The 25,468-nt window shown below is 41.3% G+C and carries 26 protein-coding genes, 2 pseudogenes and 1 riboswitch; of the genes and pseudogenes, 7 read left to right on the forward strand and 21 right to left on the reverse strand.

Annotated elements, in window-relative coordinates:
• Nucleotides 1-206: 206 nt before the first annotated feature.
• The 4 genes from ptsP to glcT all read right to left on the reverse strand — a co-directional run bounded on the left by ptsP (nt 207) and on the right by glcT (nt 5,415).
• A complete protein-coding gene (gene ptsP / locus GGQ95_RS03045) occupies nt 207-1,928 on the reverse strand; it encodes a phosphoenolpyruvate--protein phosphotransferase (protein ID WP_080860996.1) in 1,722 nt (573 codons plus the stop codon).
• Nucleotides 1,928-2,194, reverse strand: a complete 267-nt coding sequence (locus GGQ95_RS03050; protein ID WP_044746683.1) for a phosphocarrier protein HPr — start codon at nt 2,192-2,194, stop codon at nt 1,928-1,930. The genes ptsP and GGQ95_RS03050 overlap by 1 nt, the downstream gene beginning before the upstream one ends.
• A gap of 104 nt (nt 2,195-2,298) precedes the next feature.
• Complete coding sequence (gene ptsG, locus GGQ95_RS03055) at nt 2,299-4,323, reverse strand: glucose-specific PTS transporter subunit IIBC (RefSeq protein ID WP_183186308.1); 2,025 nt, start codon at nt 4,321-4,323, stop codon at nt 2,299-2,301.
• A gap of 246 nt (nt 4,324-4,569) precedes the next feature.
• Nucleotides 4,570-5,415 (reverse strand): glucose PTS transporter transcription antiterminator GlcT, encoded by an 846-nt coding sequence (glcT, locus tag GGQ95_RS03060; RefSeq protein ID WP_044746685.1) that lies wholly within the window; start codon nt 5,413-5,415, stop codon nt 4,570-4,572.
• 253 nt (nt 5,416-5,668) lie between these two features.
• On the opposite strand from glcT, the gene GGQ95_RS03065 reads away from it, so the two are divergent.
• Together GGQ95_RS03065 and GGQ95_RS03070 are read left to right on the forward strand one after the other, a co-directional pair.
• Nucleotides 5,669-6,118 (forward strand): staygreen family protein, encoded by a 450-nt coding sequence (locus tag GGQ95_RS03065; protein ID WP_183186309.1) that lies wholly within the window; start codon nt 5,669-5,671, stop codon nt 6,116-6,118.
• Between the two features lie 355 nt (nt 6,119-6,473).
• Nucleotides 6,474-7,229, forward strand: a complete 756-nt coding sequence (locus GGQ95_RS03070) for an alpha/beta fold hydrolase (RefSeq protein WP_244963578.1) — start codon at nt 6,474-6,476, stop codon at nt 7,227-7,229.
• 389 nt (nt 7,230-7,618) lie between these two features.
• Here GGQ95_RS03070 and GGQ95_RS03075 read toward each other — a convergent pair whose 3' ends face one another.
• The 5 genes from GGQ95_RS03075 to GGQ95_RS03095 all read right to left on the reverse strand — a co-directional run bounded on the left by GGQ95_RS03075 (nt 7,619) and on the right by GGQ95_RS03095 (nt 12,838).
• Nucleotides 7,619-8,764, reverse strand: a complete 1,146-nt coding sequence (locus tag GGQ95_RS03075) for a cation:proton antiporter (RefSeq protein WP_044746688.1) — start codon at nt 8,762-8,764, stop codon at nt 7,619-7,621.
• A 748-nt stretch (nt 8,765-9,512) separates the two neighbouring features.
• Complete coding sequence (locus GGQ95_RS03080; RefSeq protein WP_159719556.1) at nt 9,513-11,924, reverse strand: bifunctional diguanylate cyclase/phosphodiesterase; 2,412 nt, start codon at nt 11,922-11,924, stop codon at nt 9,513-9,515.
• Between the two features lie 136 nt (nt 11,925-12,060).
• Nucleotides 12,061-12,213: a YvrJ family protein gene (locus tag GGQ95_RS18225; RefSeq protein WP_082741650.1), complete on the reverse strand. Its 153-nt coding sequence runs from the start codon at nt 12,211-12,213 to the stop codon at nt 12,061-12,063.
• A gap of 174 nt (nt 12,214-12,387) precedes the next feature.
• Nucleotides 12,388-12,606 carry a DUF2922 domain-containing protein gene (locus tag GGQ95_RS03090; protein WP_044746691.1) on the reverse strand — a complete coding sequence of 73 codons (219 nt, stop codon included), beginning with the start codon at nt 12,604-12,606 and terminating at the stop codon, nt 12,388-12,390.
• Complete coding sequence (locus GGQ95_RS03095) at nt 12,575-12,838, reverse strand: DUF1659 domain-containing protein (RefSeq protein ID WP_044746692.1); 264 nt, start codon at nt 12,836-12,838, stop codon at nt 12,575-12,577. Before GGQ95_RS03095 ends, GGQ95_RS03090 begins: the two co-directional genes overlap by 32 nt.
• 566 nt (nt 12,839-13,404) lie before the next feature.
• On the opposite strand from GGQ95_RS03095, the gene GGQ95_RS03100 reads away from it, so the two are divergent.
• Entirely contained in the window at nt 13,405-14,040 is a 636-nt protein-coding gene (locus tag GGQ95_RS03100) for a nitroreductase family protein (protein WP_066146986.1), read from the forward strand.
• Between the two features lie 165 nt (nt 14,041-14,205).
• On the opposite strand, the gene GGQ95_RS03105 is transcribed toward GGQ95_RS03100, so the two are convergent.
• Together GGQ95_RS03105 and GGQ95_RS03110 are read right to left on the reverse strand one after the other, a co-directional pair.
• Nucleotides 14,206-15,483, reverse strand: coding sequence for an ATP-binding protein (locus GGQ95_RS03105; protein ID WP_139788170.1), 1,278 nt, complete (start codon nt 15,481-15,483; stop codon nt 14,206-14,208).
• A gap of 96 nt (nt 15,484-15,579) precedes the next feature.
• Nucleotides 15,580-15,825, reverse strand: coding sequence for a YueH family protein (locus GGQ95_RS03110; protein WP_066146982.1), 246 nt, complete (start codon nt 15,823-15,825; stop codon nt 15,580-15,582).
• A gap of 167 nt (nt 15,826-15,992) precedes the next feature.
• On the opposite strand from GGQ95_RS03110, the gene GGQ95_RS03115 reads away from it, so the two are divergent.
• A complete protein-coding gene (locus tag GGQ95_RS03115; RefSeq protein WP_172798643.1) occupies nt 15,993-16,133 on the forward strand; it encodes a hypothetical protein in 141 nt (46 codons plus the stop codon).
• Between the two features lie 44 nt (nt 16,134-16,177).
• Here the strand turns inward: GGQ95_RS03115 and GGQ95_RS03120 are convergent, their stop codons facing one another.
• Nucleotides 16,178-16,681 (reverse strand): hypothetical protein, encoded by a 504-nt coding sequence (locus GGQ95_RS03120; RefSeq protein WP_159719553.1) that lies wholly within the window; start codon nt 16,679-16,681, stop codon nt 16,178-16,180.
• Nucleotides 16,682-16,847: 166 nt separating this feature from the next.
• Here GGQ95_RS03120 and ykzS point away from each other — a divergent pair, with 166 nt between their 5' ends.
• Entirely contained in the window at nt 16,848-17,042 is a 195-nt protein-coding gene (gene ykzS, locus GGQ95_RS03125; RefSeq protein WP_044746695.1) for a protein YkzS, read from the forward strand.
• Nucleotides 17,043-17,078: 36 nt separating this feature from the next.
• On the opposite strand, the gene GGQ95_RS03130 is transcribed toward ykzS, so the two are convergent.
• On the reverse strand, nt 17,079-17,555 hold the full coding sequence (locus GGQ95_RS03130) for a sigma-70 family RNA polymerase sigma factor (RefSeq protein WP_080862856.1): 477 nt from the start codon (nt 17,553-17,555) through the stop codon (nt 17,079-17,081).
• Between the two features lie 615 nt (nt 17,556-18,170).
• Between GGQ95_RS03130 and GGQ95_RS03135 the strand changes: the two genes are divergently transcribed.
• Together GGQ95_RS03135 and GGQ95_RS03140 are read left to right on the forward strand one after the other, a co-directional pair.
• Nucleotides 18,171-18,758: a cell wall hydrolase gene (locus GGQ95_RS03135; protein WP_080862855.1), complete on the forward strand. Its 588-nt coding sequence runs from the start codon at nt 18,171-18,173 to the stop codon at nt 18,756-18,758.
• A 103-nt stretch (nt 18,759-18,861) separates the two neighbouring features.
• Nucleotides 18,862-19,041 (forward strand): YkvS family protein, encoded by a 180-nt coding sequence (locus tag GGQ95_RS03140; RefSeq protein WP_044746698.1) that lies wholly within the window; start codon nt 18,862-18,864, stop codon nt 19,039-19,041.
• Between the two features lie 27 nt (nt 19,042-19,068).
• Here the strand turns inward: GGQ95_RS03140 and GGQ95_RS03145 are convergent, their stop codons facing one another.
• From GGQ95_RS03145 to GGQ95_RS03180, 8 genes and pseudogenes are all read right to left on the reverse strand, one after another.
• Nucleotides 19,069-19,728 (reverse strand): oxidoreductase, encoded by a 660-nt coding sequence (locus GGQ95_RS03145; RefSeq protein WP_139788169.1) that lies wholly within the window; start codon nt 19,726-19,728, stop codon nt 19,069-19,071.
• A gap of 377 nt (nt 19,729-20,105) precedes the next feature.
• Nucleotides 20,106-20,435: pseudogene (queF, locus tag GGQ95_RS03150) on the reverse strand (preQ(1) synthase); the annotation flags it as partial.
• A 597-nt stretch (nt 20,436-21,032) separates the two neighbouring features.
• Nucleotides 21,033-21,200 (reverse strand): annotated as a pseudogene (locus tag GGQ95_RS03155) (preQ(1) synthase); the annotation flags it as partial.
• Between the two features lie 25 nt (nt 21,201-21,225).
• Nucleotides 21,226-21,957, reverse strand: a complete 732-nt coding sequence (gene queE, locus GGQ95_RS03160; RefSeq protein ID WP_080862854.1) for a 7-carboxy-7-deazaguanine synthase QueE — start codon at nt 21,955-21,957, stop codon at nt 21,226-21,228.
• Nucleotides 21,957-22,394 (reverse strand): 6-carboxytetrahydropterin synthase QueD, encoded by a 438-nt coding sequence (queD, locus tag GGQ95_RS03165; RefSeq protein WP_080862853.1) that lies wholly within the window; start codon nt 22,392-22,394, stop codon nt 21,957-21,959. The genes queE and queD overlap by 1 nt, the downstream gene beginning before the upstream one ends.
• Nucleotides 22,391-23,056 (reverse strand): 7-cyano-7-deazaguanine synthase QueC, encoded by a 666-nt coding sequence (gene queC, locus GGQ95_RS03170; protein WP_183186311.1) that lies wholly within the window; start codon nt 23,054-23,056, stop codon nt 22,391-22,393. Before queC ends, queD begins: the two co-directional genes overlap by 4 nt.
• Before the next feature lie 78 nt (nt 23,057-23,134).
• Nucleotides 23,135-23,179, reverse strand: a riboswitch (PreQ1 riboswitch).
• Between the two features lie 68 nt (nt 23,180-23,247).
• The gene (locus GGQ95_RS03175) at nt 23,248-24,357 is read right to left on the reverse strand and encodes a GerAB/ArcD/ProY family transporter (RefSeq protein ID WP_080862852.1); all 1,110 of its coding nucleotides are present in this window, start codon (nt 24,355-24,357) and stop codon (nt 23,248-23,250) included.
• Nucleotides 24,358-24,380: 23 nt separating this feature from the next.
• Entirely contained in the window at nt 24,381-25,460 is a 1,080-nt protein-coding gene (locus GGQ95_RS03180) for a Ger(x)C family spore germination protein (protein ID WP_159719551.1), read from the reverse strand.
• Nucleotides 25,461-25,468: the final 8 nt, after the last annotated feature.

A 25,468-nucleotide genomic window follows, 5' to 3' on the forward strand; every position in this document is an offset into this window, starting at 1 on the left:
TGTCCAGCGCCTTTCAGCGACTAAATATGGACAAAAAAAAGATCATGTAGCCAGCAAAATCAAAGCTTTTTGCTTCATTTGGGCCATGCTGTTCGATCAGTGGCTGAAAATGATGGAGAAGACGCAAAAGCAGCAATCATACTGTATGAATGGAGTGGAAGCCTCTTTTAAATAATAAGCGGTGGTTACGGCCACCGCTTATATTTTTACTCAATATGGAAAGTTTGTTTCACAAATGCCACCACTTCTTCTGCTGTGCTCATGGATAGAATGGCTTCTTTAAAGCTAGCTGCTTCTGTTTTTGAGAGTTTTTTCATTTGTGAACGAGCACGTAAAACCGAAGTTGCGCTCATGCTAAATTCGTCCAGTCCTAAGCCAAGCAAAATTGGAATCGCCAATTCATCTCCTGCCATTTCTCCGCACATTCCTGCCCATTTTCCTTCTTTATGAGCGGCTTCGATCACATGATGAACAAGGCGCAAAATGGCTGGATTATACGGCTGATAAAGGTAAGAAACCCGTTCGTTCATACGATCAGCCGCCATCGTATACTGAATTAAATCATTTGTTCCAATACTAAAGAAATCGACTTCCTTGGCAAATTGATCGGCAAGCACCGCGGCCGCAGGAATCTCCACCATCATTCCAATCTCAATCTCTTCAGCTACTGGAATTCCTTCATGTTGAAGCTTCTCTTTTTCTTCTAAAAGGATGGCCTTTGCTTGCCGGAACTCTTCCAGTGTTGCAATCATCGGAAACATAATTTTTAAGTTTCCATACACACTTGCGCGCAGCAACGCACGAAGCTGAGTTCGGAACATGTCCTGCATTTCAAGGCACAGACGGATCGCTCGGAACCCTAGAAACGGATTCATTTCTTTTGGAAGATCTAAATACGGCAATTCTTTGTCGCCGCCAATATCAAGCGTACGAACAACGACTGGTTTGCCTTGCATTTGTTCCAGTACTACTTTATATGCTTCGAACTGCTCCTCTTCTGTCGGCAACTCAGAGCGGCCCATATATAAAAACTCTGTACGATATAAGCCAATTCCTTCTGCACCGTTGGCTAGCACACCTTTAACATCTTCTGGCGTGCCAATATTTGCAGCTAATTCAACATGATGGCCATCGCTTGTCACCGTCGACTCGTGAACAAGCTTCGCCCACTCCGCTTTTTGCTTCTCAAAGCGCTCCCGCTTTTCTTCATAATGAGCGAGCACATCACTCGATGGATTCACAACAACTTGTCCATCCAGTCCATCAATAATGACCACATCGCCATTTTGGATTTCCGCTGTGGCACATTTCGTTCCCACCACTGCTGGAATTTCAAGAGAACGAGCCATAATCGCCGAGTGAGAGGTTCGGCCGCCGATATCAGTAGCAAATCCTTTTACATATTGACGATTGAGCTGTGCTGTATCAGAAGGTGTTAAATCTTCGGCAATGATGATCACTTCTTCGGAAATCAAGCTCGGATTGGAAATCGCAATCCCGAGTAAATGGGCAAGCACGCGCTTCGCTACATCGCGAATATCAGCTGCTCGCTCTTTCATGTACTCATTATTCATCGATTCAAACATCGCAACAAACATGGACGTTGTTTCATTCCATGCGTACTCTGCATTGACTTTTTCTGCTTTAATTTTATCCTTTACCGGATTTAATAGTTCCGGATCACTTAACACAAGAAGATGCGCAGAAAAAATGGCAGCTTTGTCCTCCCCTAATTCGCGTAATGCATGGGCCTGAATTTGCTCAAGTTCGCCTTTTGCTTTGACAATAGCTGCTTCAAAACGTTCAATTTCAGCCTGTGGGTCCGTAATGTCATATTTTTCAACAGTAAAATTAGGGGTTTCTAAGCGGTATGCCTTAGCAATGGCAATACCGCTTGATGCAGCAATCCCTGTAATATTCTTAGACATTATTGTGCGAGACCCTCTTTTGCCAATGTATCTGTTAATGCTGCTAACGCTTCTGCTGCATCTGAACCCTCAGCTGTAATTTTAATTTGAGCACCTTGTGGAACACCTAGCGACATAACGCCCATAATGGATTTCAAATTCACTGTTTTCCCGTTGTACTCTAAGTTAATGTCGCTGTTAAATTTGCTCGCTGCTTGAACAAGTAAAGTAGCAGGACGAGCATGAATACCAGATTCAGCAGTTACTTTAAATACTTTTTCAGCCATTTAAACCATTCTCCTTTAACAATATATTTTTTTGTCATCATAACAAACATATCTGCTCTTATTCAACAGAAAAGAAATTTGTCGATCGTTGTATCACCTTTTGGTTATTCGATGACAGCTACTTTGTGCTCACCTTTTGTTACTGTCGTTTCTGTCTCTAAGCGAATCTGCTCGTTCGCTTTTAAGTTTGTAAAAATAATCGGTGTAATGATGGAAGGAGCATTATTTTCTACATATTGCAAATCTACTTTTAAAATCGGCTGTCCTTTTTTCACTTCGTCTCCTTGCGAAACAAGTGCTTCAAAGCCTTGTCCGTTCAATTTTACGGTATCAATGCCAAAGTGAATTAAAATTTCTCTGCCGTTCTTCGATTCAATCCCAATCGCATGCTTCGTCGGGAACACATTGATAATTTTTCCATCAACAGGAGAAACTACCGTTCCATCTGTTGGCATGATGGCAAAACCATCCCCCATCATTTTTTGTGAAAACACTTGGTCTGGCACCTCTGACAACGGAAGTACTTTACCTGTTAGGGGAGCGATAATTTCATCTGCACTCGCACTCGCTGCGACTTGAGCACTTGCTGTTTTTGGCTCTTCTTTCACACGAACTGGCGTGCGCCCTTCCATAATATCCTTAATTTGCCCTTTTAAGATGTCGGATTTCGGTCCAAAAATCGCTTGTACATTATTTCCTACTTCAAGTACACCAGCTGCACCTAACGTTTTTAACCGTTCTTTATCGACATGTTGAATATCATGAACTGATACACGTAAACGAGTGATGCATGCATCTAAATGTTCGATATTTTCTTTGCCGCCAAGCGCTGCTAAAATCTCGTACGGCAAATCTCCCGCGCTTGCTGCTTCGCCCGCTTTTTCTTCCGTCACTTTTTCACGTCCCGGAGTCGCTAAATTCCATTTGCGAATCGCAAAACGGAAGCCGAAATAGTAAATAACGGCAAATACAAGACCTACTGGGATCACAAGCCACCAGGCTGTTCGGTTTGGCAGCACTCCAAATAGCAAATAGTCAATGACACCACCGGAGAACGTCATCCCGATTTTCACATGCAATATATGCATAATCATAAACGATAATCCGGCAAAAATGGTATGGATCGCAAATAGTGCCGGTGCGACAAACAAGAACGAGAACTCAATTGGTTCGGTAATTCCTGTTAAAAACGATGTAAGTGCTGCAGATGCCATAATTCCGGCAACGACCTTTTTATTTTCAGGGCGGGCCTCATGATAAATAGCCAGTGCAGCTGCAGGAAGACCAAACATCATAAATGGGAATTTCCCTGTCATAAATGTTCCGGCCGTTAAATCGACTCCATCTTTTAGTTGAGCAAAAAAGATTTTTTGGTCACCATGAACAACTTCTCCAGCCTTGTTGACATACTCACCAAATTCATACCAGAATGGCGAATAGAAAATATGATGCAAGCCAAATGGAATAAGCGCGCGTTCAATCACGCCAAAAATAAAGGCTGCCAGCGTTTTATTCGCATCAATCATATTATGTGAGAATGAATTCAAGCCATGCTGGATAGGTGGCCATACCCATGTCATCACAATTCCCAAAAGAACAGCAGATGCTGCTGTGATAATGGGTACAAATCGCTTGCCGGCAAAAAATCCTAAATATTGTGGCAGCTCGATATTGAAAAACTTATTGTACATATACGCTGCTAAAATACCGACGATAATACCGCCAAATACCCCTGTTTGCAATGTTGGAATCCCTAAAATATTCGCAAACGACGGATCTGTGCCAATTTTATCAGCCGTGACGCCCAATATAACGCTCATCGTTTTGTTCATAATTAAGTAGCCGACAATCGCAGCAAGGCCCGCAACACCTTCGCCTCCGGCTAATCCGATCGCTACCCCGACCGCAAAGAGCAAGGAAAGGTTGTCAAACACCGCACCTCCTGATTGCTCCATGACTTTGGCCACAAGAACGACCCAGTCTGCCTTAAGTGCAGGAATTTTGTCTGTTAGCGCCGGATTTTGTAAAGCGTTACCAAAAGCAAGCAAAATACCTGCAGCCGGCAAAATCGCTACGGGAAGCATTAACGCTTTTCCGACTTTTTGCAGCGTTCCAAACGCTTTTTTCATAGTGTAATCCCCCTTCTCATTCTAAATTGGCAGCAAACATTTTTTTCTCTTTATAGTCCTCTCACCAAATGCCTGATATTTGTAAGCACTTGCAAAGGATGAAAAAACAAAAGGCATGAGCAAAGAAAAACAAAATTGAACATGAATAGCAACAGGATAAAAAAATAACCATCCATAATTGCTTGTCCCATTTTGCCTTCTTTACTCATGCCTGATCGAATCAGTAACACGTAAAGATGTAGACAATTATTTACTTTTTTTTGCAAGCCTTTGCAAATGCATCGTTAAATAGACTGCTTCTGCATCGTCCACAGGCATCTGCAGCGTTTGCTGCATGATTTTTACTAGCTTCCATGCAGCATTATAACATATCGGATATTCTTCTTTCAAGATTTTCGACAATTTTTTTGGTTCTTCGACACGCTCACCTTTTTTAATTCGTTCGATCGCATACCGTAAATGCTGAATAAATCGCAAATAATAAATACTTTCACGGTCGATGGCAATATGAAGCTGTTCTTCTACAATGGAAATCAGTTGAGCAATTAATTGTGAGTGCTTATTTACTTCCGAAAGACTTTGATGCGAAATCCCACTATGGATATGTAAAGCAATAAATCCCTTCTCTCCTTCAGGAAATTGCACGTGCAGCTTTTCTGTTAACATGTCAACGACTTCTCCGGCAATTTCATACTCTAAAGGATATAAGCTTTTTGTTTCAATCAAAAATGGATTTTTCAGATCAAGTCCTTGCTGAATGCGCTTAATCGCAAAAGAAATATGATCGGTCAGAGCAACGTGGATATGCTCATTCAATGGCGCATTGACCCGATTTTTGATGTGCTGCATCACTTCATTCATGACACCGATGAATTCTTCGTCAAGGCTTGGAAGCAACTTTTTATATTGCTCCTGCTCACGTTCATTTTTCAAGATAAACCATTTTTCGACCGCGTTTTGCTCAATGAAATCTCCCTTTTTCTTGCCGAAGCCGATCCCTTTTCCTAACAAAACCACTTCATCATACTCTTCGTGTGAAGCAACCAATACGTTATTATTCAATACTTTTTCAATCCGAAAGGACTTTCCCACAAAAGCCCAGCTCCTTTGATTTAGACGTTTACAATACTATCATCTTACGCAACGATTTACCATTCGTCAATAATCGACTTTTTTCGAAGCGAGCTTTTTTGCTGTCAAAACATACAATATAACCAAACCATACAAATACCATTTGATGAGCAGAGATCAAGCAATAGCCAACTTCAGAAAGAGCAACGGCTCAGACTTTCAAGTCCCACCAATCGTTAACTAGACTCATTTATAGAGAAAAGGAGACAGAATGATGAATCAATTAAATCCTAAAAAACTTCACGTGCAATGGGAAAACAACGCAAGTCTGCACATTCCACCTAATACAAGAAAATACACGTTAACCCATTCTGACGTCACGGGTGATCTTTATTTGTACGTTGGATCATCATTTGCTTTCAAACATCTTCATCCGATGCGCGACGAAGTGTTAGCTGAGTGGAAACGAGTGAAGCAAACACTCATTTTATTCCTCTATGTATACGTAGGAAACAAAAATAGCGGAAAAGAAACGAATGAGCAAAGAAAACAAGTTTTCCAAAAAAAATTGCCGCTTGCGCTTGAAGCCATTCGTCATGGAGACCAACAGCTGTTTCAAGCGTATCCATTTTTAGATTTTAGTCCTATTCTTGTTCATTTTACATCAGAATATCCCGATTTGAATGTGACAGAGGATTACGGATCTCCTTATCTGTATAAATAATCGATTCCTCGAAAGCGAAAGCTGATATTTCTTTTCCCCTCGATCCATACTATTGAAATGAACATGCCATCCATTTCAAATGGCTTATTGATCGCCGCGCGCTCGCTTAGGCTGACCGAGACAAGTCGATGGTTTGCCTCCTGACCGTGAGGTTTGAATCAATACGGTTCATTCATCATATGGATTACCGCGCGAGAACGATCAGTGAAACCGATTGGATCTGGCGCCACGCGTATCCATTATGTCATGGGAAAATGGAAAATATAAGGCTTAGCAAAGCTTTTTCAACAGCGACGATAAAAATAGGATGAAGCACAAACTTTTCAATGAATGGAGGACCTTACACGTGCCATACATGACGATAGAAAACGATATTCGCCTATATTATACGGATGCAGGAGAAGGAAAAGCTCTGGTGTTTATTCACCCGCCAGGAATGGGAAGCAACGTTTTTGCTCAGCAGCAAGCGTTGACAGCCAACTTTCGCGTTGTCACCTATGATATGAGAGGAAACGGAAAAAGCAGCGCTTCAAACAAACCAATAACGATTTCTTTGCTTACGGAAGATCTTCATCAATTGCTTCGCTCTCTCCAAATTGAACGAGCGATTATTTGCAGCTACTCAAGTGGAGGCTCTGTTGCGCAAGCTTTTGCGCTTCGCTATCCAGAACAAACGGAAGCGATCGTATTAATCGGCGGGTTTCCCGAAGTACGCACATTATGGCTATATTTCGAATTTTTATTAGGCATTTTCACAGCGAAAATCGGAGCCATTTCGTTACTTGCTAAAGTATTAGGAACCGCTCACGGAAAAAGCCAAGACGAAAAAAGAGCAATCGAACGATATGCGCGGCTCGCCAATCAAAAGGATTTATTCAGTATGTATAAAACGATGCTGCACGATCGTAACACAGAGCATTTAGCAAAACTAACGGTTCCTCTGTTGATCATATACGGCAATCGCGATTATTATCTCCATGCTTATGAAACCATTTTTAAAACATACGTCCCTCATGCTCGCGCCATCTATATTGATAAAGCTAGACATCAAATTCCAACACGGCATGCTGATGAACTGAATGCCATTTTAACATCATATTTTTTACCGTAAGACGAGCGATATAAACACCGCTCATGCTTCCACCTTTGTTTCCAAGTGGAATTTCACCAATTAGACGACCGAACAACACCACTTCTAAACAGTTTCATTTGTCTGGAAGTGGCTGATTGTTCGGCGCTTAGTGACTATTAGTAAAAAATAGAGCTTTGCTTTTGAGTCAACGATCAACCCAATCTTGTCATGATGCCTATCCATAAACCGGCATAAGCAAGGCGTGGAAGTCATCGACGAAAAAACGATTGGTTTAGGTTGGAAAATATATCTGCTAGCCAAAAAACAAAAAGCCCGTTTCAGTAACCAGTCTCAGGTTGTAGACAAAGTCAATATTGACTTTGTCTACAACCATTTTCATTTCCTTCATCGATTGTGAGGGCTGCACGTCAGACTGGTTGAGAAATCGAGCCGCGCTTAAAAATCATTTTTAATAGCGGAGGAGTCACTAATGTCGTTATAAGGACGACAACAATCAGAACAGCAAATAAATCAGCCGTTAATAAATTAGATTCCAAACCGATACCAGCAATAATCAGTGCTACTTCGCCACGCGAAACCATTCCGGCTCCAACCGCCAATGAGCTTCTCCATTCAAATCCAGCTAATTTCGCTCCAAATGCAGCACCAACTAATTTTGTCAAAATAGCTAGTACGCTTAAGCCGATAATCAACCAAAGATGCTGGCCAACATTGGAAAACTCTACAGCAACACCAATCGAAGTAAAAAAGACTGGCACGAAAATCGAGTAGCTAATGGTTTCTACCTTATGAAAAATTTCTTCTTTATAATCGGTAAAACTGATCCCTAGTCCAGCTATATAAGCCCCGATAATCGCAGCAACTCCTGTCGCTTCTGCCAAATATGCGAACGAAAAGCAAATGATTAATCCCGCGGAAATAAGAGCTTCATCAACACGAAGCGGTGCAAAAAATCGCAATACAACCGGAACAACTTTCCATGCCAGTAAAATGGCAACCGCAAAGAAGACCACTTTCTTAACGATCACAGCACCAAGCTGGACGTCTCCCCCAGCTAGACTCATCAAAAACGCTAATGCAATAATGACAAGAATATCATCAATGACAGCCGCTCCTAAAATGGCCGTCCCCTCTTTTGATTTTAATTGGTTCATCTCTTTTAACGCCTGCACGGAAATACTGACGCTTGTGGCTGACAACAATAGCCCTAGAAAGACCGCTTGTATTGTTGAGAGCTCAAGAGCAATTCCTGCCATATATCCCAGCAATAGCGGTACCACGATTCCAAGTACCCCAACATAGGTAGCCGCTTTTCCCGTTCGTTTAAGCTGGTCTACATCGGTCTCAAGCCCCGCAATAAACATTAACAATATAACACCAATTTGGCTGACTTCTTTTAAAATTTCTGTGTCATTGATTAATCCTAATACCGTTGGTCCAAGAATTATACCGATCAGCAATTTTCCCAGCACTGCTGGTTGGCCAAGTCGTGCGCTAATATCCCCCGCTATCTTTGATGCAAACAAAATAGCTGCCAACTGTAAAATAAACATTTTTCACTCCCCTTATTAAAACGTTCAAACAGGACTATATACGATTAGTGTGCGTCAAAGGTTTCAGTTTCACTAAACATCATGTCTATTCCTTTTGATTTTTCCCGGCTCACCCTATCATAAAAACATTTAGCAAACGAGGAAAACACAACTAAGCAAAGACAAAAATTAAATCAAGTCGTTTATGAGCGGACGGGTGAAGCCAATAACGGAAAAACGCAGTGCTTATCAACCGCCTGAACGCATATCGAAATGATTGATGCACTTTTTCGTTTTTCATCACATCGCTACTTATACTCTCTCACAGTCCAATCATGGACAGCTCTGTGTACACGATAACCCAATACGACAAGAATGATGTCACCTCATCTATAACAAGGACCTTTTTATTAAGCCTGGATTAAAAAAACATGAAGTTTAATCAGGGAGAAAACTAGAAATGATTTGTGGAGAGGAAAATGAAATGAATAACGGTTAAGTCGGTTAGAAAAAGAAACAGCATATTTTTTATTATTTAGAAGAAAATAACAAACATGTGTAACCGCGGTCCAAACGATGCCGCTTCCAGCCCATAAACAGGGCTGGGAAGCGATTCGTTATCGGCTGCTTGATCATCGTCGAAAACGACAAGAACGGCCATTAAGCGATCCACTATCGATCAGATGGCTTGTCTATTAGTAACGACAGAAACTCCTTCATGACAACGGATACAGGCTAAAATATTAGAAAAAAACCGGCATCATAAGCATCATACGCGCCATGGCTTCATTAATTCTTGTACCTTCCCCAGTGTATCCAACAGTTGTTCGAATGGAACCGGAGCACTGAAATAATATCCCTGTATTTCCTCACAGCCTTTTTCAAGCAGAAAACGAACTTGCTCTGCTGTTTCGACCCCTTCCGCCGTGACAAATAAATTTAATTTGTGTGCAAGCAAAATAATGGCCTCTACAATTTCCTCGCTTTTTCGCCCTTCGCTAATGCTCCGGATAAAGGAACGATCGATTTTTACAGCATCAATCGGAAACCGGTTCAAATAATTTAATGAAGAGTAGCTCACTCCAAAATCATCAATCGCAATCGTGATACCAAGCTGTTTAAATTTCTGCAAAATCGCGATTACTTCCGAAGGCTCTTTCATAATAGCAGTTTCCGTAATTTCAAATATAAATGAAGTCGGATTCATGTTCTCCTCTGCCAAAATCCTGCATACTACTTCTTCCAAGTCTTTATTTTGGAACTGTCGGGCTGATAAATTGACGGCCATTTTTAAATGGGGAAATCCCGCTTTCTCCAACCGCTTTAAATCGCGGCACGCCTGGCGCAGCACCCATTTCCCAATTTCATCGATTCTGTTTGTTTCCTCCGCAATCGGAATAAACTCCGCCGGACTGACCATTCCGAGTTGCGGGTGCTTCCAACGAATCAACGATTCGACACTAAGAGTGCCGCTTACAACATTCACTTTCGGTTGATAATACAAAGAAAATTCCCCATTTTCGATCGCCTGCTGCAAATCATTCTCAAGGCGCACCTTTTTGGCAAAAATATCGCGCATATGAGGATCATATTCAACAATGCGATTCGTCCCATTCATTTTCGCATAATAAACAGCTTTATGAGCATTGCTAAGGAGCGTTTCAACCGATCGCTCGGCATCAGCTGCGTAGCTTACACCGATATTCGTCGTAATATTCAGCTTTTCCCCGGCAATAAAATATGGCTCCTGTAAGCAGGCGTCAAGCTTGTCAAGCAGCTGTCTCAATTCATCCTTTTGATCATAAACAAAGGCAACCACGAACTCGTCTTCACTAATTCTTGCTAAAAACGTCCGTTCAGATTCAAATTCCTTCAAGCGATTGGCAACCTTCCGCAACAATTCATCCCCGTTTAAATATCCAAGAAAATCGTTAATGAATTTAAAGCGGTGAATATCAATCAATAAAACCGCCACATTTTTATAAGCGAGCATAAACTCCTTTAGCTTTTCACTTAAATAATTCCGATTGGCTAATCCTGTAAGTGAATCATATTGCACCATAAATGCAATTTCTTTTTCTTTGCTTTTTTGCTCTGATAAGTCGTGGATCACAAGAAATCGCGCCTTCTTCCGATAATATGGAATCGTCATTTCGTTCACTTTCACGACTTTTTCTTCTCCATTCAAGGAGGTCATGATCCATTCGTCTCTATCGCTATCTGCCTTTTTAAGAAAATCGTTTATTTTTTTCCCTTTTACCTCGCTGACCTGTTTGGCGTTTACCATTTTTAATCCAGCGGGATTCATATAAGTGATAATCCCGTTGACTTGAATCATGACCGTATCAGGCAGGAATTCTACCACTTTACGATATAGCTCCTCGCTTCTCCTTAGCTGCTCCTGAACTTCGACTAAGTCCGTCACGTTCTTAATAATGGATAAACCAGCTATCACGTCGCCGTTTTTGCCAAAAAGCGGCGTAACATTTACTGATACATATACTTTCTTTCCGTTTTTATTCGCAAGCGATAATGGAAGAGAAGTTAAACTTTTCCCTGCTTGAAGCTGTCGTAAGCTTTTTTCTAGTTCCAATCGGTATTCTGGTAAAAACTGTGCAATATCTTTTTCCAGAAGCTCAGCCTGCTTCCAGCCTACTAATTGCTCCAATTCACGATTGACGCGTAAAATGCGCCCGCTTAAATCGAACATAATAAATGCATCGTGAGAATGTGTAAACAATGAATGAAAAAGCTGATAAATTTCGTCATATTGCTCCTCTTTACGCATCAGCTCTGTGACATCCCGCGTCAATGAAAGTATATAGGACACCGCACCCGTTTCATCAACAATTGGAATCAGTGTTGATTCGGCCGTGCGTTTCTCATTCGTGACATTCATCCGATCGCGGTAAGTCACAACACCCTTTGTTTCAACTACTTTACGATATCGAGAATTTAGATGATCAGCGACCGACTTTGGATAAATATCGTCGATGCATTTTCCCATATCTTCTTCGGCCAAACTGGCTAAATGAAGCGCTTTAGGACTTACATGAACATAGCGAAATCGAGGACCTTCTTCTACTTTCATCAGAAAGACAATATCAAACAGCTGATCCATTACAGTAAACCATAACTGTTCATCCGCTAATAGCTTTTCAACAAATTGATTATGTTTCATCTTCTCCATTCCTTTATGTTAATCTCACGCTGCAATCCCCTCTCATTATTATATTTCGGCAAAAAATCGCCTGTTTTAATATGAGCCAAAACAAAAACCTGATCCTCCTATGCGAGGATCAGGTTTTTGTTTTACATTATTCAGCACGCCAGTCAGCAGCTAGCTGTTCAGATAAACGTTGAATGGATTCAATAACACCATCCAATTTAGCCTCGATTCGATGAAGCAGATAAAGAGTGACAATGACAGGAAAGCCAACGTCGGAAATAAGGGACATATACGCATCCACATGAATCTCTCCATTTGATATGGAATCATGTTTAAATAATAGGCCGGTCGCTTTATAAGCCGGCCGGCCATTTCGCATGTTTTTCTCCTCAAATGATCTTGAGAATATTGGGTAGAGAGGCAAGTGATACTGTATGAAAGTGTTGATCAACATTGGGCGGACTTGCCTATCCGATTATGGTAACGCTATCTCCTCTTCATTGCGCTGCAGCAATCTTGCACCCTTTTTCCCCACAAGGTCCCCTCCACTTGAAGTGAAAATATTGGCCGCGATAATCGTATCCATAACAGAAGATATGTGCTGCGCATTGACCGGCTCAATAGGACGATCAATCACAATCCGGAACACATTCCCTTGCTGGTTAATAAATTGTAGCTCCAACGACTTTTCCATCTCTCATCCCTCCTTCATTTGTAATCAAATGCAGATCGCTGCGCTCGACCTGAACAAGCGGATCGCTTTGCAAAGAAGCAAGTGCTTGAGAAACAGCAAGAAGCTGCTCTGGAGATGCTGTTACTTTTATATTGTTTAATTGTCTCCGTCTATAAATAGGTTTGCCTGCTTCATCAACACCCGCTTCAAATACTAAACGCAGCTGCGACTGCTGAATGATGGATTGTGCCATCCCCCGTTCACCTCCTTTCATCTCTACTATCGCATCAACGAGAAAAAAGGATAGGTGGAACATGCATTTTTTGTTTTCGGCCATCTAAAAAAAGAGGCGCTTCTTTCCGAGCAGCTATAAATTCAAACCTCTACATGAATTCCACTAAATTCTTACCACAGACGTGTTTATTATCCAATAAAAACCAATTGACATTGTTTGATTCCTAGCACAATCATTCCATATTTTTAGTAAAATAATGGATCATCAATACTTGTGTTCTTACTACGTAAAAATCCATTAGATAGATTGACATTCCGCTTATTAGTATGGGGACGCTTTGGATCATGTTGAAAAATCAAGCTGGATTTATGTAAAAAGCGAAAATTATATGCATTTTAGTGGGGGCATATATTCGAATAAGCCTCTCCCACTTCCACTCCGTTAAGAAAGGGAAGACTCATCAATGGATGATATTAAAATATTTGACAAATACAAATAGTAATTTTATGATAGGATTGTTTATATTACTTACCAAAAGTTAGTTAATTTCTTTTTTTAACAATCAGATGTAGGAGGGTATACCAATGGCAACGCAAACATCAACAACGAAAGATTTTTTGACCGTAATAAATGAGCGTCAGTCCGTCCGCAAATATGATCCAAGCTTCCCTATCAGCAAAGAGGAACTAAAAGAAATTCTTGAACTAACAGGTAAAGCACCATCCGCGTGGAATTTACAACAATGGCATTTTTTAGTCTTTCATGGTGAAGAGGCTCAGAAACGCCTTCTGCCTATCGCTTATAATCAGCAACAAATTGTCGATGCTTCTGCCGTTATTGCTGTACTTGGGGATCTTGAAGCCAATCGCAATACTGACAGCGTATACGATCCATTAGTCGAAGCTGGACATATGACGAAGGAAATCAAAGAAACGCTAGCAAAACAGATTGCTGGTGCTTATGAAAATAAACAATATGCACGGGATGCTGCTTTCACAAATGCTTCGCTTGCGGCTATGCAGCTTATGCTTGTTGCGACTGCAAAAGGATGGAGCACTTGTCCAATTGGCGGCTTTGATGCTGAAAAATTCATGAAGGAATTTCAAGTTCCCGAGCGCTATATTCCAGTAATGCTGGTTACGATTGGAAAAAGCACAGCCCCAGCTCACCGCTCCACTCGTCTTCCAGTTGATGTAACAACAACTTGGATTGAAAAATAAAACAGCAGCTGGGTTAGAACCTTTCATTTGATAAATATTGTTTAAAGATCAAAAAATGGCCTCTGAAAAAGATTAAACAAACTTTCTTAACTCAGACTGTTTTCAACGGAGCAAGGTCCGTAACGAAGAATGGGAGCATCTACCCACAATCTAAGAGGCTGATCGTTAACGATCAGCCTCTTTTTTCTCTTGGTATAAGGGCAACAGCAAATGGACCGTCGTTCCTTTTCCAAGTTCGCTCTCGATTCGCAGCGTTCCTTTGTGCTCTTGAACGATTTTCATGCTTGTTGTCAAGCCAAGTCCCATTCCTTTTTCCTTTAATGTAAAAAATGGTTCGCCGATTTTTTTCAGACGATCTTTCGCAATGCCCACACCCGTATCAGCAATGGTGACGTGTACATTCTCGCCTTCTTCCTGTATATGCAAACGCAGCCTTCCTCCTTGAGGCATTGCTTCAATTGCATTTTTCACAATATTAATTAAAACTTGAATCATTTGGTTTTTATCACCGTGAATTTGTGCATGCGGTGCTGTATTTTCGATGGAAATATCCACATTGTTTAACACCGCTTCATGGCTAATTAAATGAATAACGTAACCGGTCGCGTCGCTCAGCAAAAAGGGCTTATAGCAGTGGCTTTGCGGCTTTGCAAGCACAAGCAACTCGCTTACAATTTGATCGATTCTCTCAAGTTCATTAAGTACAATTTCTATATACCATTCATTCGTTTTCTTCGCCTCTTTCATCATCTGCATAAACCCTTTGATAGAAGTGAGCGGATTGCGAATTTCATGGGCGATTCCCGCCGCCAATTCGCCAACAACCGATAGCTTTTCTTTTTTCAGCAATAACGTTTCTGCTAATTTTTGCTGTGTAATATCACGCCCGATCGTCAGTAACCCTTTCCGTTCTCCATTTTCGTGAAAGAGCGGCACTTTAATGACATCAAAAGTCTTAAATTCCCCATTTGTGGTCATGAACGACTCTTCCGTCCTCGTCATCATTCCCTTTTTCCATGTTTCTTCATCCGTCTGCGCACAATATCGAAACGTTTCTTTAAAAAATGGCACCATTTCGCCAAGATCAAGATCTGTTTTTCCTATATAATCCACATTTTCTAAATTATATAATTTTCTTCCAAAATCATTCACACGCAGCCAGCGGCCCTTACTGTCTTTAAAGCAAACAAAGTCAGGCATCGAATTAATCAATGTCGACAATTGCTGCTCTTCTTCTACTGTTTTCTTCAATTGTTCGGCCTTTTTAATCATTTGATGAAGAAATACGGCAGATAAAACGACGAAAAGCCCGCCTTTTCCAATATTCACGATCATTTGCATGGAGTGATCGAAACGAAGAAGCTGCATGAACAAGTCCGTTACAATAATCCAAACGATACTAAATATTAAATAAATAACCACGGCTTTTTGCTTTGTAAACACTTTTGCATCGAACCCCTAACTTATAATCATAACGTAAAAGCGGCGAAGCTATGAAGCTCCACCGCCCTGTCTGGTTCTGCGGTACAACTGTATTATTTACATTTCACGGACCCAATATAAAAGCTTGTCCACTAATGGTTCTGCTTGTGCTCCCTCCACTTTCTTCGAAAGCGATGAAAGCAGTTTACTTCGCAACAATTCTGTTTCCTCTTCATAGCGAATCAAAAACGACCATTCCATATGAGGAATCGCAACAACAATGTGCTCTTCTTTTTTATTTTCATAAATGTAAACATTGGTCGTTTCCCGTTCATTTAGTATATTGGCCTTCCTTATTTTCACGCTGCCACCTCTTCAACAGCTGTTGATGATATTTTTATTTTATCAAAATGTTTCCAAACGTTCAAATATAAAATTGCCGAACACGAAATATATAGAATTTTCAGAAATAGTTGACTAATACTATTAAAAATGTGAAAATAGAAAAAAGCAATAAGGAAGTGATCTGAATGGCAATTAGTAAAATTATCAAAAATGCACTTATGTCTTATATTACGGTGCTATTTATTCTCGCCTTGCTTCCTGCTTATTTAGTAACAAACGATATTAGCTTAATCAGTGGAATCATCGAATCCATGAACACACGATAAATAGTTAAAAGACCGCCACAATTGTGCAGCGGTCTTTTTTTGCTTTATCGATATGGATAGTATGGTGCTCCGCAGCAGCCTGAACTTGAAGGAAAGCCACCCATTGGTCCGGTCGTTCCCCCCATCGGATACGGCATTCCCATCATCGGCGCACTTTGCATGCCTGGCATTGGCTGCATATTAGGTATTGGCGCCGCATTCGGAGATACGACTGATCCCACTTCGACATGTCCAGGATTAACAAATGGATAAGATCCTCCCATCCATTGATCTGTTCCGCACCATGTCGGCATTGGTTGACAACCGCATGAAGGAATGTATGCATGTTCGACTGGCATCGGCATTTGGGATACAGGCATTACTTGTGTTGGAGGCATCGTTGGCAAAGCCGGCGCGTTATTGGTTGGCATCATCGGAAAAGCCGGCGCGTTATTGGTTGGCATCATCGGAAAAGCTGGCGCGTTATTATCATGACGAAATGCATCCTCGACATCATAATCATTATCATAAAAACCAGAATAATTCGCATATGGGTTCCAATTACTCATTTCTCTCTTCCTTCCTTTTATTCATTTAGTATGGGTACGTTCTATGATACATACCCATCATATTGTATGAATGAACAAGTAAAGGGTGTTTGCCTGAAAGGAAAATGGGTATTTACCCTACCAAAACCTCTCCAGCTGCGTTACAATATCCTTCGGAGGTGGAGGTATGGACGAAAAGCTTGCAGCAAAATTGCTGGATGATTTGCGAGATCGAAACATTTCCGAGCTGCTTGTCAAAAAAGAGGACTTTTTACTATTTCGCAAAATCCTTGTCAATCGCAGCGATTTTAAGCATTTCCGCGGCATTGCCCAGCATGGTGGAGACGTTATCTACCATTACCTAGAACATCCGCGTAGTTAATCGCCCTCCGGCTATGGATTACCGGAGGGCGACTGACTATTCCCATCGCTGCTTGCGCAATTTTTTAAGCGCCTCAACCCGCCACTGCTTAACCGTTCCAACTGTCACTCCTTCCTCTTCAGCAATTGCTTTTAATGATTTCCCTTCGATAATGTAACCAATCAGCCATTTTTTTTGCCGTTCTGTCAATGATTTGAGCGCCTGCTCCACTATTCCCTCCTTATAAATTGTTCGATCGTCAAACAGTATATGGATCAATCCATCCGTCAAGGCACATTCCCATTTTTTTCGATGGCACTGTCGACGCAAATGGGAAACCATGGCCCAATATACTTTTTTGTACACAAAGGATGAAAAGCTGCCCTTCTCCTTCTCAAATTGGCACGAAGCTTCCCATAACGCAATTAAGCCAATTTGATAATATTCATCCCATTCTTTTGTGACATGCAGTTTTTTTATCATACTAATAATCATTGGACGATATGTTTTTTCTAATTTTGCAAAGGACGACATCCTCTTCTACAAAACCCTTTCCCAAAAGCGCGCTTTCGTAAATTCCGCGGTACTATAACAATAAAAAGCTTCGTCCCTTTCGTCGAACCGATAAATTCGGAAAAAAGGAAACAAACCATATAGAAAATACCCGCATCAATGTAAGAAATCGAACATTTAGCTTGGCGTTGATCAGAAAATAAGGCATTTCTCCAAATTCATATGATGGCAGATGATGAACAGACGGTATTTGTCAAAACTCACAGACGGAAGGCAAGTCGGTAACTTGCCTCAGGCTAAAGCGTGACTGAGAACCGCACAACCGCCCCTTTTAGACAAACGAATTGATCGGTCGTCCGATCGTCATACCCGCCCACTAAAAAAGGAAAATGTTGATACATTCCATCCTCTTTATATCGCTACACGAGATTACACCACTAAATTGAAAAGGCGGAATGACGCACTCATTTCTATGCAGAGAGAACAGATCAACTGAACTTGACCGTGAAAATATTTCCAAAGTTGCTATTTCAGCTGTTATATCAACAAAAAACGGATGTTTCCAACATTTAGATAATGACCAGAATAAAAATCCTTGTTAGTCTAGTAGCGAGCGAACAACAAGGAGGTAATTTTATGAAAAAGCTTAAACATTTCACTTTAGCAGCTGCATGCTTTTCTGCATTGTTGTTTGCGAAAGATGCTCAGGCTCAAACCGTTTATACCGTTCAAACCGGGGATACTCTTTGGAAAATCTCAAAGCAACATAGTGTTTCACTTGTCCAGTTGAAAAATATAAATAAAAAACAAAACGACTGGCTGTTCCCAGGAGAAAGGCTGCTCATTCCTCCAACCATTTCAGCCAGCGACAAAGATTTATTAGCGCGCCTTGTCCATGCTGAAGCAAAAGGCGAACCATTCGCAGGAAAAGTAGCGGTAGCCACAGTCGTATTAAATCGAGTGGACCATCCTGATTTCCCGAATACCATTAAGGATGTCATTTATGAGCGCTCAGGCGGCTATTATGCATTTACTCCTGTACAAAACGGAACGATTCGTGAACCAGCAGATCGCGAATCCTACCTTGCCGTTGAAGAAGCCCTGGCTTTTCGCGGTTTAGGATCTGGATCCTTATTTTTCTATAATCCAAAAACGGCGAAAAGCAGTTGGCTACGCTCGAAACAAGTAACCGTTGTCATTGGCAATCACGTATTTGCCAAGTAAGATGGCCTAAGGCCATCTTTTTTCAAAATTAGGAACAAAGGGTCTTTACTTATAAAAGAAAATGAGGCAAACTATAACAAATACATGAAAAAGGAGAATGTATATGGTGCAAAAAGCAGAGATAGGCAATATTATCGAGTTTAAAAACGGCTTGCGCGGTATTGTCGAAAAGGTGAATGAAAACTCTGTCATCGTTGATTTAACATACATGGAAAACTATAAAGAATTAGACTTACAAGAACGGACGGTTGTAAACCATAAAAACTATAAAATCATCGAATAAAAAAGCCGGCCGCAGATGGCCGGTTTTTTACGAAATATGGGCGACTTGATCCGATTCATAAATATGCGTTCCTTTCGGGCAAGATCTTGCTGCCTGGAACATTGCCAAAGCCATTTTCTTGGCCTCAACGGGCTTGTATTTGCGCCATTTTCCAATAAACAGAAATGGCATGTGGCTTAAAAGCCACTCCGCTGCCTTTTCTGACAACCGAAATTCCTGACGATCGCCAAGCAGCAAAGACGGGCGAAAGATGTGCAATGATTGAATCGCGAGCCGTTGCAAAGCTTCTTCCGTTTCCCCTTTAACACGATTATAAAAAAACGGAGATTGCGGATCAGCGCCGACAGATGAAATAGTCAGAAAGCTCTTGACGTGGCATTTTTCCGCTAACGCCGCAGCCCGCAGCGTATATTCATAATCCACTTGAATAAAATTCTGCTTCGTTTTGGCTTTTTTCATCGTTGTTCCGAGACAACTAAACACATCATCCACACAAAAATAGCGTTCGTACTTCTCCAAGCTTTTAAAATCAATGACCACTTGTTCCAGCTTGTGATGCTCAATCGGTAATTCTCGACGCACTAGAATCGTCACATGCTGATAATCATCGGATTGGAGAAGCAGCATTAAAAGCTCGCTTCCGATTAACCCGCTCGCTCCGATTAATAGAGCCGTCCTGTCTCCCAAGACTAAACCCCCCAAATAAAAAAATCAATTGTCATTATATATAAGTTTCCGAAAAAAAACTACTACTTTTTTTAAAACCAACCTATAATTTGGTCTATAGCGATTGGAATGGAACAATCGACATAATGAAAAGCAAAAACGGTTTAAGTTGGGCAATGAATATTCGGGCGCCACGATCGCCAGCTATCCAAACGAGGATCAGGCCCATATTTGACATGTTGATTATCCAATGAAAACGAATGAACAGGACTGGGGCTCTCTCGTTTCTAGCATAGTTGACAAGCAAATAGTATGGCAAATGGATGCTGGCAGTACGCTCTTAGGCATTTCGCTGCGCAAAATAAAGCCTCCTCGTTTGGAGGCGAGGAGGCTTTCGCTTAGCGATTGTCTATTTTCTCTGGATACAAATCATGATTCATTAAGCGATACTCGGCCATTTTTTCATATTTTGTTCCGGGACGTCCCCAATTGCAGTACGGATCAATCGAAATGCCGCCGCGCGGCGTAAACTTTCCCCATACTTCAATATAACGTGGATCCATAGCTTCGATTAAATCATTCATAATAATGTTCACACAATCCTCATGGAAATCCCCATGGTTGCGAAAACTAAATAAATAAAGCTTCAACGACTTACTTTCCACACATTTTTTATCAGGGATATAACTAATGTAGATAGTGGCGAAGTCTGGTTGCCCAGTTTTCGGCAACTACTTAAAAAAGTAGGTGGACTATATCTTATTCTTATCCGACTGCGATATCCGATAAGAACCCTTGCGCTTCCACCGTGATCGTCAAACTCACGATGTACTCTACTCTCTTCCTTCATCACTACTCTTCAGTCGCTTCATGATGAAGTGATTTCGATAGTCTCTGCACCTTCCCTAAAAAGAATATGGTTTAACCCGTGGTGCTTGTTGAGCATAGCGCACAACTAACTATCTGGCTGCTTCAGCATTGTCCCCGTTGTGGATAGGTGATGCGTCAGTCACGCTTTGGCGTGACTGGGGCAAGTCACTAGCTTGCTTTCCTGCATGTCCATTTGCTTATCATTGATACAGCACAGGGACAACCAATCAATCGATGGGATCTGAAACCACGAGTAAGCATGGTTTGCTTTTTAGGGCTTGGCTCAGGATTGGAGAAACAGGGAGAAACTTCACATACAAGTGACGTTTTTTCATCAACTATAAAAGTCTTTTATCGGCTGATGATATTGCCTGCAAAATCGTTTTCCCCTATTCTCTTCCCCTGAATTCACAAGGTTTAATCGACAGTGTCACCACTGAAGTGTGCCCTCATTGACACAAGCTTGTAAATTCTGGGCAATTAAACTTCACAAAATAGTCGCGGTCTGGATGTTTGTTATCAAATACTTCTAATATTTCTGGACTATATTCAAATAAATATTTGGTTCCTTGATTGCCAAGGAGAGTGACACCTTGTAATTCTTCTTCTTTTCTTCCTGACATCATTCATGCTCCTTTCGTTTGTTCATTAAACTCCTCGCTTATTGCCCCAAAGAAGCGTATGCAGCTGCGGCAGCACGCGGACATCGTTCATTTCTGGATCATAAGCAACTCTTTCTACTAGCCATCGCAGCTGATTGAGCAATTTTGTGCGCAGCATCGCCTCGTCCATTCCTGCTACATCGTCGTTGCCCACTTGCAAATAAAAAGGAATGTGGCGATAACGCTGGTGCACATGTTTCGCATAAGCAAAATCCCGTTCATCAAAAACGACGACTTTTAAACTCATATGAACGGTACGCCCGTTGGCCGTTAGCTTATCCATTATTTCATCCAATATCGCAAAATTGGTTTCCATTCCTGAGCTTGGCGGTTTTGGCGATATCGTTAAATCATCGATTTCATAAAACCAATCTTGCCAACGGCTTCCTTGTGTTTCCAATGCTACACGGATCCCTTTTGCTTTTAATAGCCGAACGAGCCCGCCAAGCGATTTAAGTAAAGCGGGATTCCCTCCAGAAATCGTCACATGGCTAAAACAGTCACGCCCTATTTCTGCAAGCCTCTGCCAAATTTCTTCAGCTGTCATTTGTTGAATTTCTTCCTTTGCTGTTCCGTCCCATGTAAAAGCGGAATCACACCAGCGGCATGAATAATCGCAGCCAGCGGTTCGGACAAACATTGTCTTTTGGCCAATGACCATTCCTTCTCCTTGAATCGTTGGCCCAAAAATTTCAAGTACGGGAATCGTCTTTCCCATTATCGGTCACCCGCTTTCGGGCGGTACACAACATAGCTTGTCGGAGTCTCACGCACAAATACTTGCAAACATTTTGGCTTGTGAGGCAATGCATCCAAATAATCTTGTACCACTTCGTATATTTTTCGTGCGACAATTTCTGTCGTTGGGAAATGTTCACTATTTTTAGAATCGAACCAATCTTGATGATCATTTAAAAGCGTATGATCGAGCTTACCGTGAACAAGCTGTTTCAATTTTTGAAAATTCACTAAAAAGCCCGTCTCATCAAGTGCATCCCCAGCTACCGTAATGTTCACGACGTACGTGTGACCATGAATATGGGCACATTTTCCCGCCAGCTGATGCGGAATAAAATGAGCAGCAGCGATATGCATATCCTTATTAAGTTCATAACAATAATCATGAAATACTTGTGGATAAAGCTGATGCATCATCGCTGCTCCACCCCGGCTTTTGCTTGCAAATATTGCTCCAATCCTCTCCTGCGCAGCACACAAGCTGGACATTCTCCGCATCCATCAGCCATGATCCCGTTATAGCATGTGAGTGTTTTGGTTTGTACGAATTCCAACGCTCCTAATTCATCAGCAAGCTGCCATGTTTCTGCTTTATTAAGCCACATAAGCGGCGTATGAATAACAAATTGGTAATCCATCGCCAAATTTAATGTCACGTTAAGTGATTTGATAAAAACATCTCGGCAATCTGGATATCCGCTAAAATCCGTTTCACACACACCCGTTACTAAGTGACGCGCGCCTTTTTGTTTGGCGAGCACGGCCGCGAACGACAAAAATAATAAATTCCGGCCATCAACAAAAGTAGAGGGAAGCTCTCCTTCTTGATGTTCAATCGCCATATCGCTTCGCGTCAGCGCGTTCGGCGCCAATTGGTTCAACAAAGACATACTAAGCACCGTATGCTGGATACCAAGATCCCGTGCAATGTCAGAAGCGACTTCAATTTCCAGGCGATGTCGCTGATGATAATCAAAGGTAACCGCCTCTACTTCAGCAAACTGCCGTAAGGCCCAAAACAGGCAAGTTGTACTGTCTTGCCCCCCGCTAAATACAACGACAGCTTTTTCCTTCTTCATTTCGTTTCGCTCTCCTTTCTTTATTTCAAGAAGAAAGAGCATTCTAAAACAAAAAAGCCATACCCCCTAAGGATATAGCCTTCCCTAGTTTTTTATAGAGGGTTGTTCTAGAACCTCTCCCGCACCGATACGACATTCGGGCGGATTTCTTCTATCCATCATTTTTTCCTTTCATACTATACCACATTTCTTTATTTTTCACTAGCTTTAGATTTAAACAACTTGGCTATTGACACATAGATCCATAAAAATGGAATATAGGCCATCAACACATAAAAACCAGCGGTTGAGACTAAATTGCTAAATTGATCGATCTGAGCCCGCTTAGTGAAAAAAAACGAGGAAATAAATAGCAAAAGTAAAATAATCGGCAATGAGATGCGTTGCTTTAACGAAATAATTTGTTTTAATCCGCGTGTGACCGACCAAACAGCTAAGCAAATAATCGGAAAAATAACCATGACATAAGTTGAAATGACAATATACTCCATCCGTTCAATAAATGGAATTTCCGGGATTTTTGCTAGTGTCAATGTTGGCCATATAATATGCCGAATTTGCTCTTCATTATAAAAAACGATAGCAATACAAACCACTATTAAATAAAGAAAGGTGGTGAATGCGTTTCCCCATTGCGCCCATTTATGTGATTGAGGAGCATTTTTTACAAACGAATAATACATCAGGATCATTTCAAAGCCGAGATAATCAAGCGTCGACGCTTTGGCCCCCTTGATCACTTCAAGCACAGAATGGTCAAAGATCGGCAAAAAATTGCGATAATGAGCATATTCAAGCGGAAATACTAGCATAGGAACAATGATAAGAAGAGGGATCATAACTCCCCAAAAGCATAAGCCGACTACCACTCTGAATCCACCGGAAACCGTATAATACGTTAGCACTAAAATGATGAGACAGAACTGCCATGCTCCCATCAACGGAAATACCCACACCTGAATAATTTCCGTATAGATCCGCATCACAATTAAAGCGAACGAAAAAAAGTAAACGAGCAGGACTACATTTACCATATTTCCGATCCATTTGCCAAAGTATTGTACATTCACTTGAATGACATCTTTATTCTCCCCGGCCGATTTAAAAATTTTATAAATCATCCATATCAAAATATGAATGATCGTTCCAGCGATGATGACGCTCATCCATCCGTCATGTCCCGTCTCTTCATTGAGAAGATTGGGAAGGCTCAAAATTCCTACTCCTATTTGCGAGCAATGAATCGTAAAAAATACAAAAAACGGAGAAATATGAAAGCGTTCATGCTCTGTCTGCTGCATGACACTCCCCCTTTCCAATGCAATCACTCACCAATGCCTGTTTGAACAATGTCAACTTTTACATGCGGGCGAATTTGCAAGTGTCGATATTGCTTATAAAAGGCTTCTTCATCCCAATGTCTCGTCTTGCTCCGCACAAAATCACCAATTCCGAGCGGATCGACACCTTTCTTTTGGAAAAATGAAAGCAAATTCGTAATATCTTGGTTAAGCTTCTTTTCCATCTGCTCGCTCACCTTCTGGAAGGAACGCTGTCCAGAAAGGTCAAGCCACATTGGATAATCGCGAATAGAGGCACGAATGCGAAGATGAATATCGATCACTGGAGAGCTGCCTTTTTTCAGTGAATAATGACTATGGGCAAACAAATTTTCTAATAAAACTCGCCCCTTTTTTTCATTTTGTGAAATTGGCAGCTGATAAACACCGTTTTTGGTTTCATCCAATAACAGCTTAACAAGAAACGATTTCCGTAAATCAATTCTCCCAACATAATGGCCATATTTGAATAAAGCCAGCCCCTCCAGCTTTACGGTATCTCCCTTTTTTTCTAAATAGGGCAAAAATGGATCGCGTCCTTTGCCGAAGTAATTGTATAAAAAAATGTGCAAATTCGTCTTCGGCAAATTCATTTCACGAATATTTTGTTCAATGAGATTGGATAAATAGAGCGTATCGCTCAATGTCGTTTCAGCGGTGATGCGCAGCAGTTCTTCCGCATCGCCTTTGGAGACCGCCAGCTGCAAATGACTCCCCACCTTGTTGTTCCTTGCTAAGCTATGAACGATTTCGGCAATGCCTTGCTTAGCAAACTGTTGTCCAAAAAGCACAAGCCGTATTTGCCCTTCTTCAATCGGCAAGGCTGATTTCGACGAAAGCCGCGGAATTAAATCATACGTCGTCGATGATTCCGTCGTTAAAATGTCCGGCTTCGTCATCGGTCCTTGCTTAAATGTCGGATAGATGGCTGTCCCTGTGTATTTGCCATTTTTCACATCATACCCCATCGCATGAATAATTTGAATTTGGTCAACGATGCGGGAGCTTTTACATCCAGAAAGCACTAAGAGAGCGACCAACATGAAATAGAGAGCTCGTTTCATCAGCATCT

This window comes from Anoxybacteroides rupiense, assembly GCF_014196195.1.
Lineage (GTDB): Bacteria > Bacillota > Bacilli > Bacillales > Anoxybacillaceae > Anoxybacteroides > Anoxybacteroides rupiense.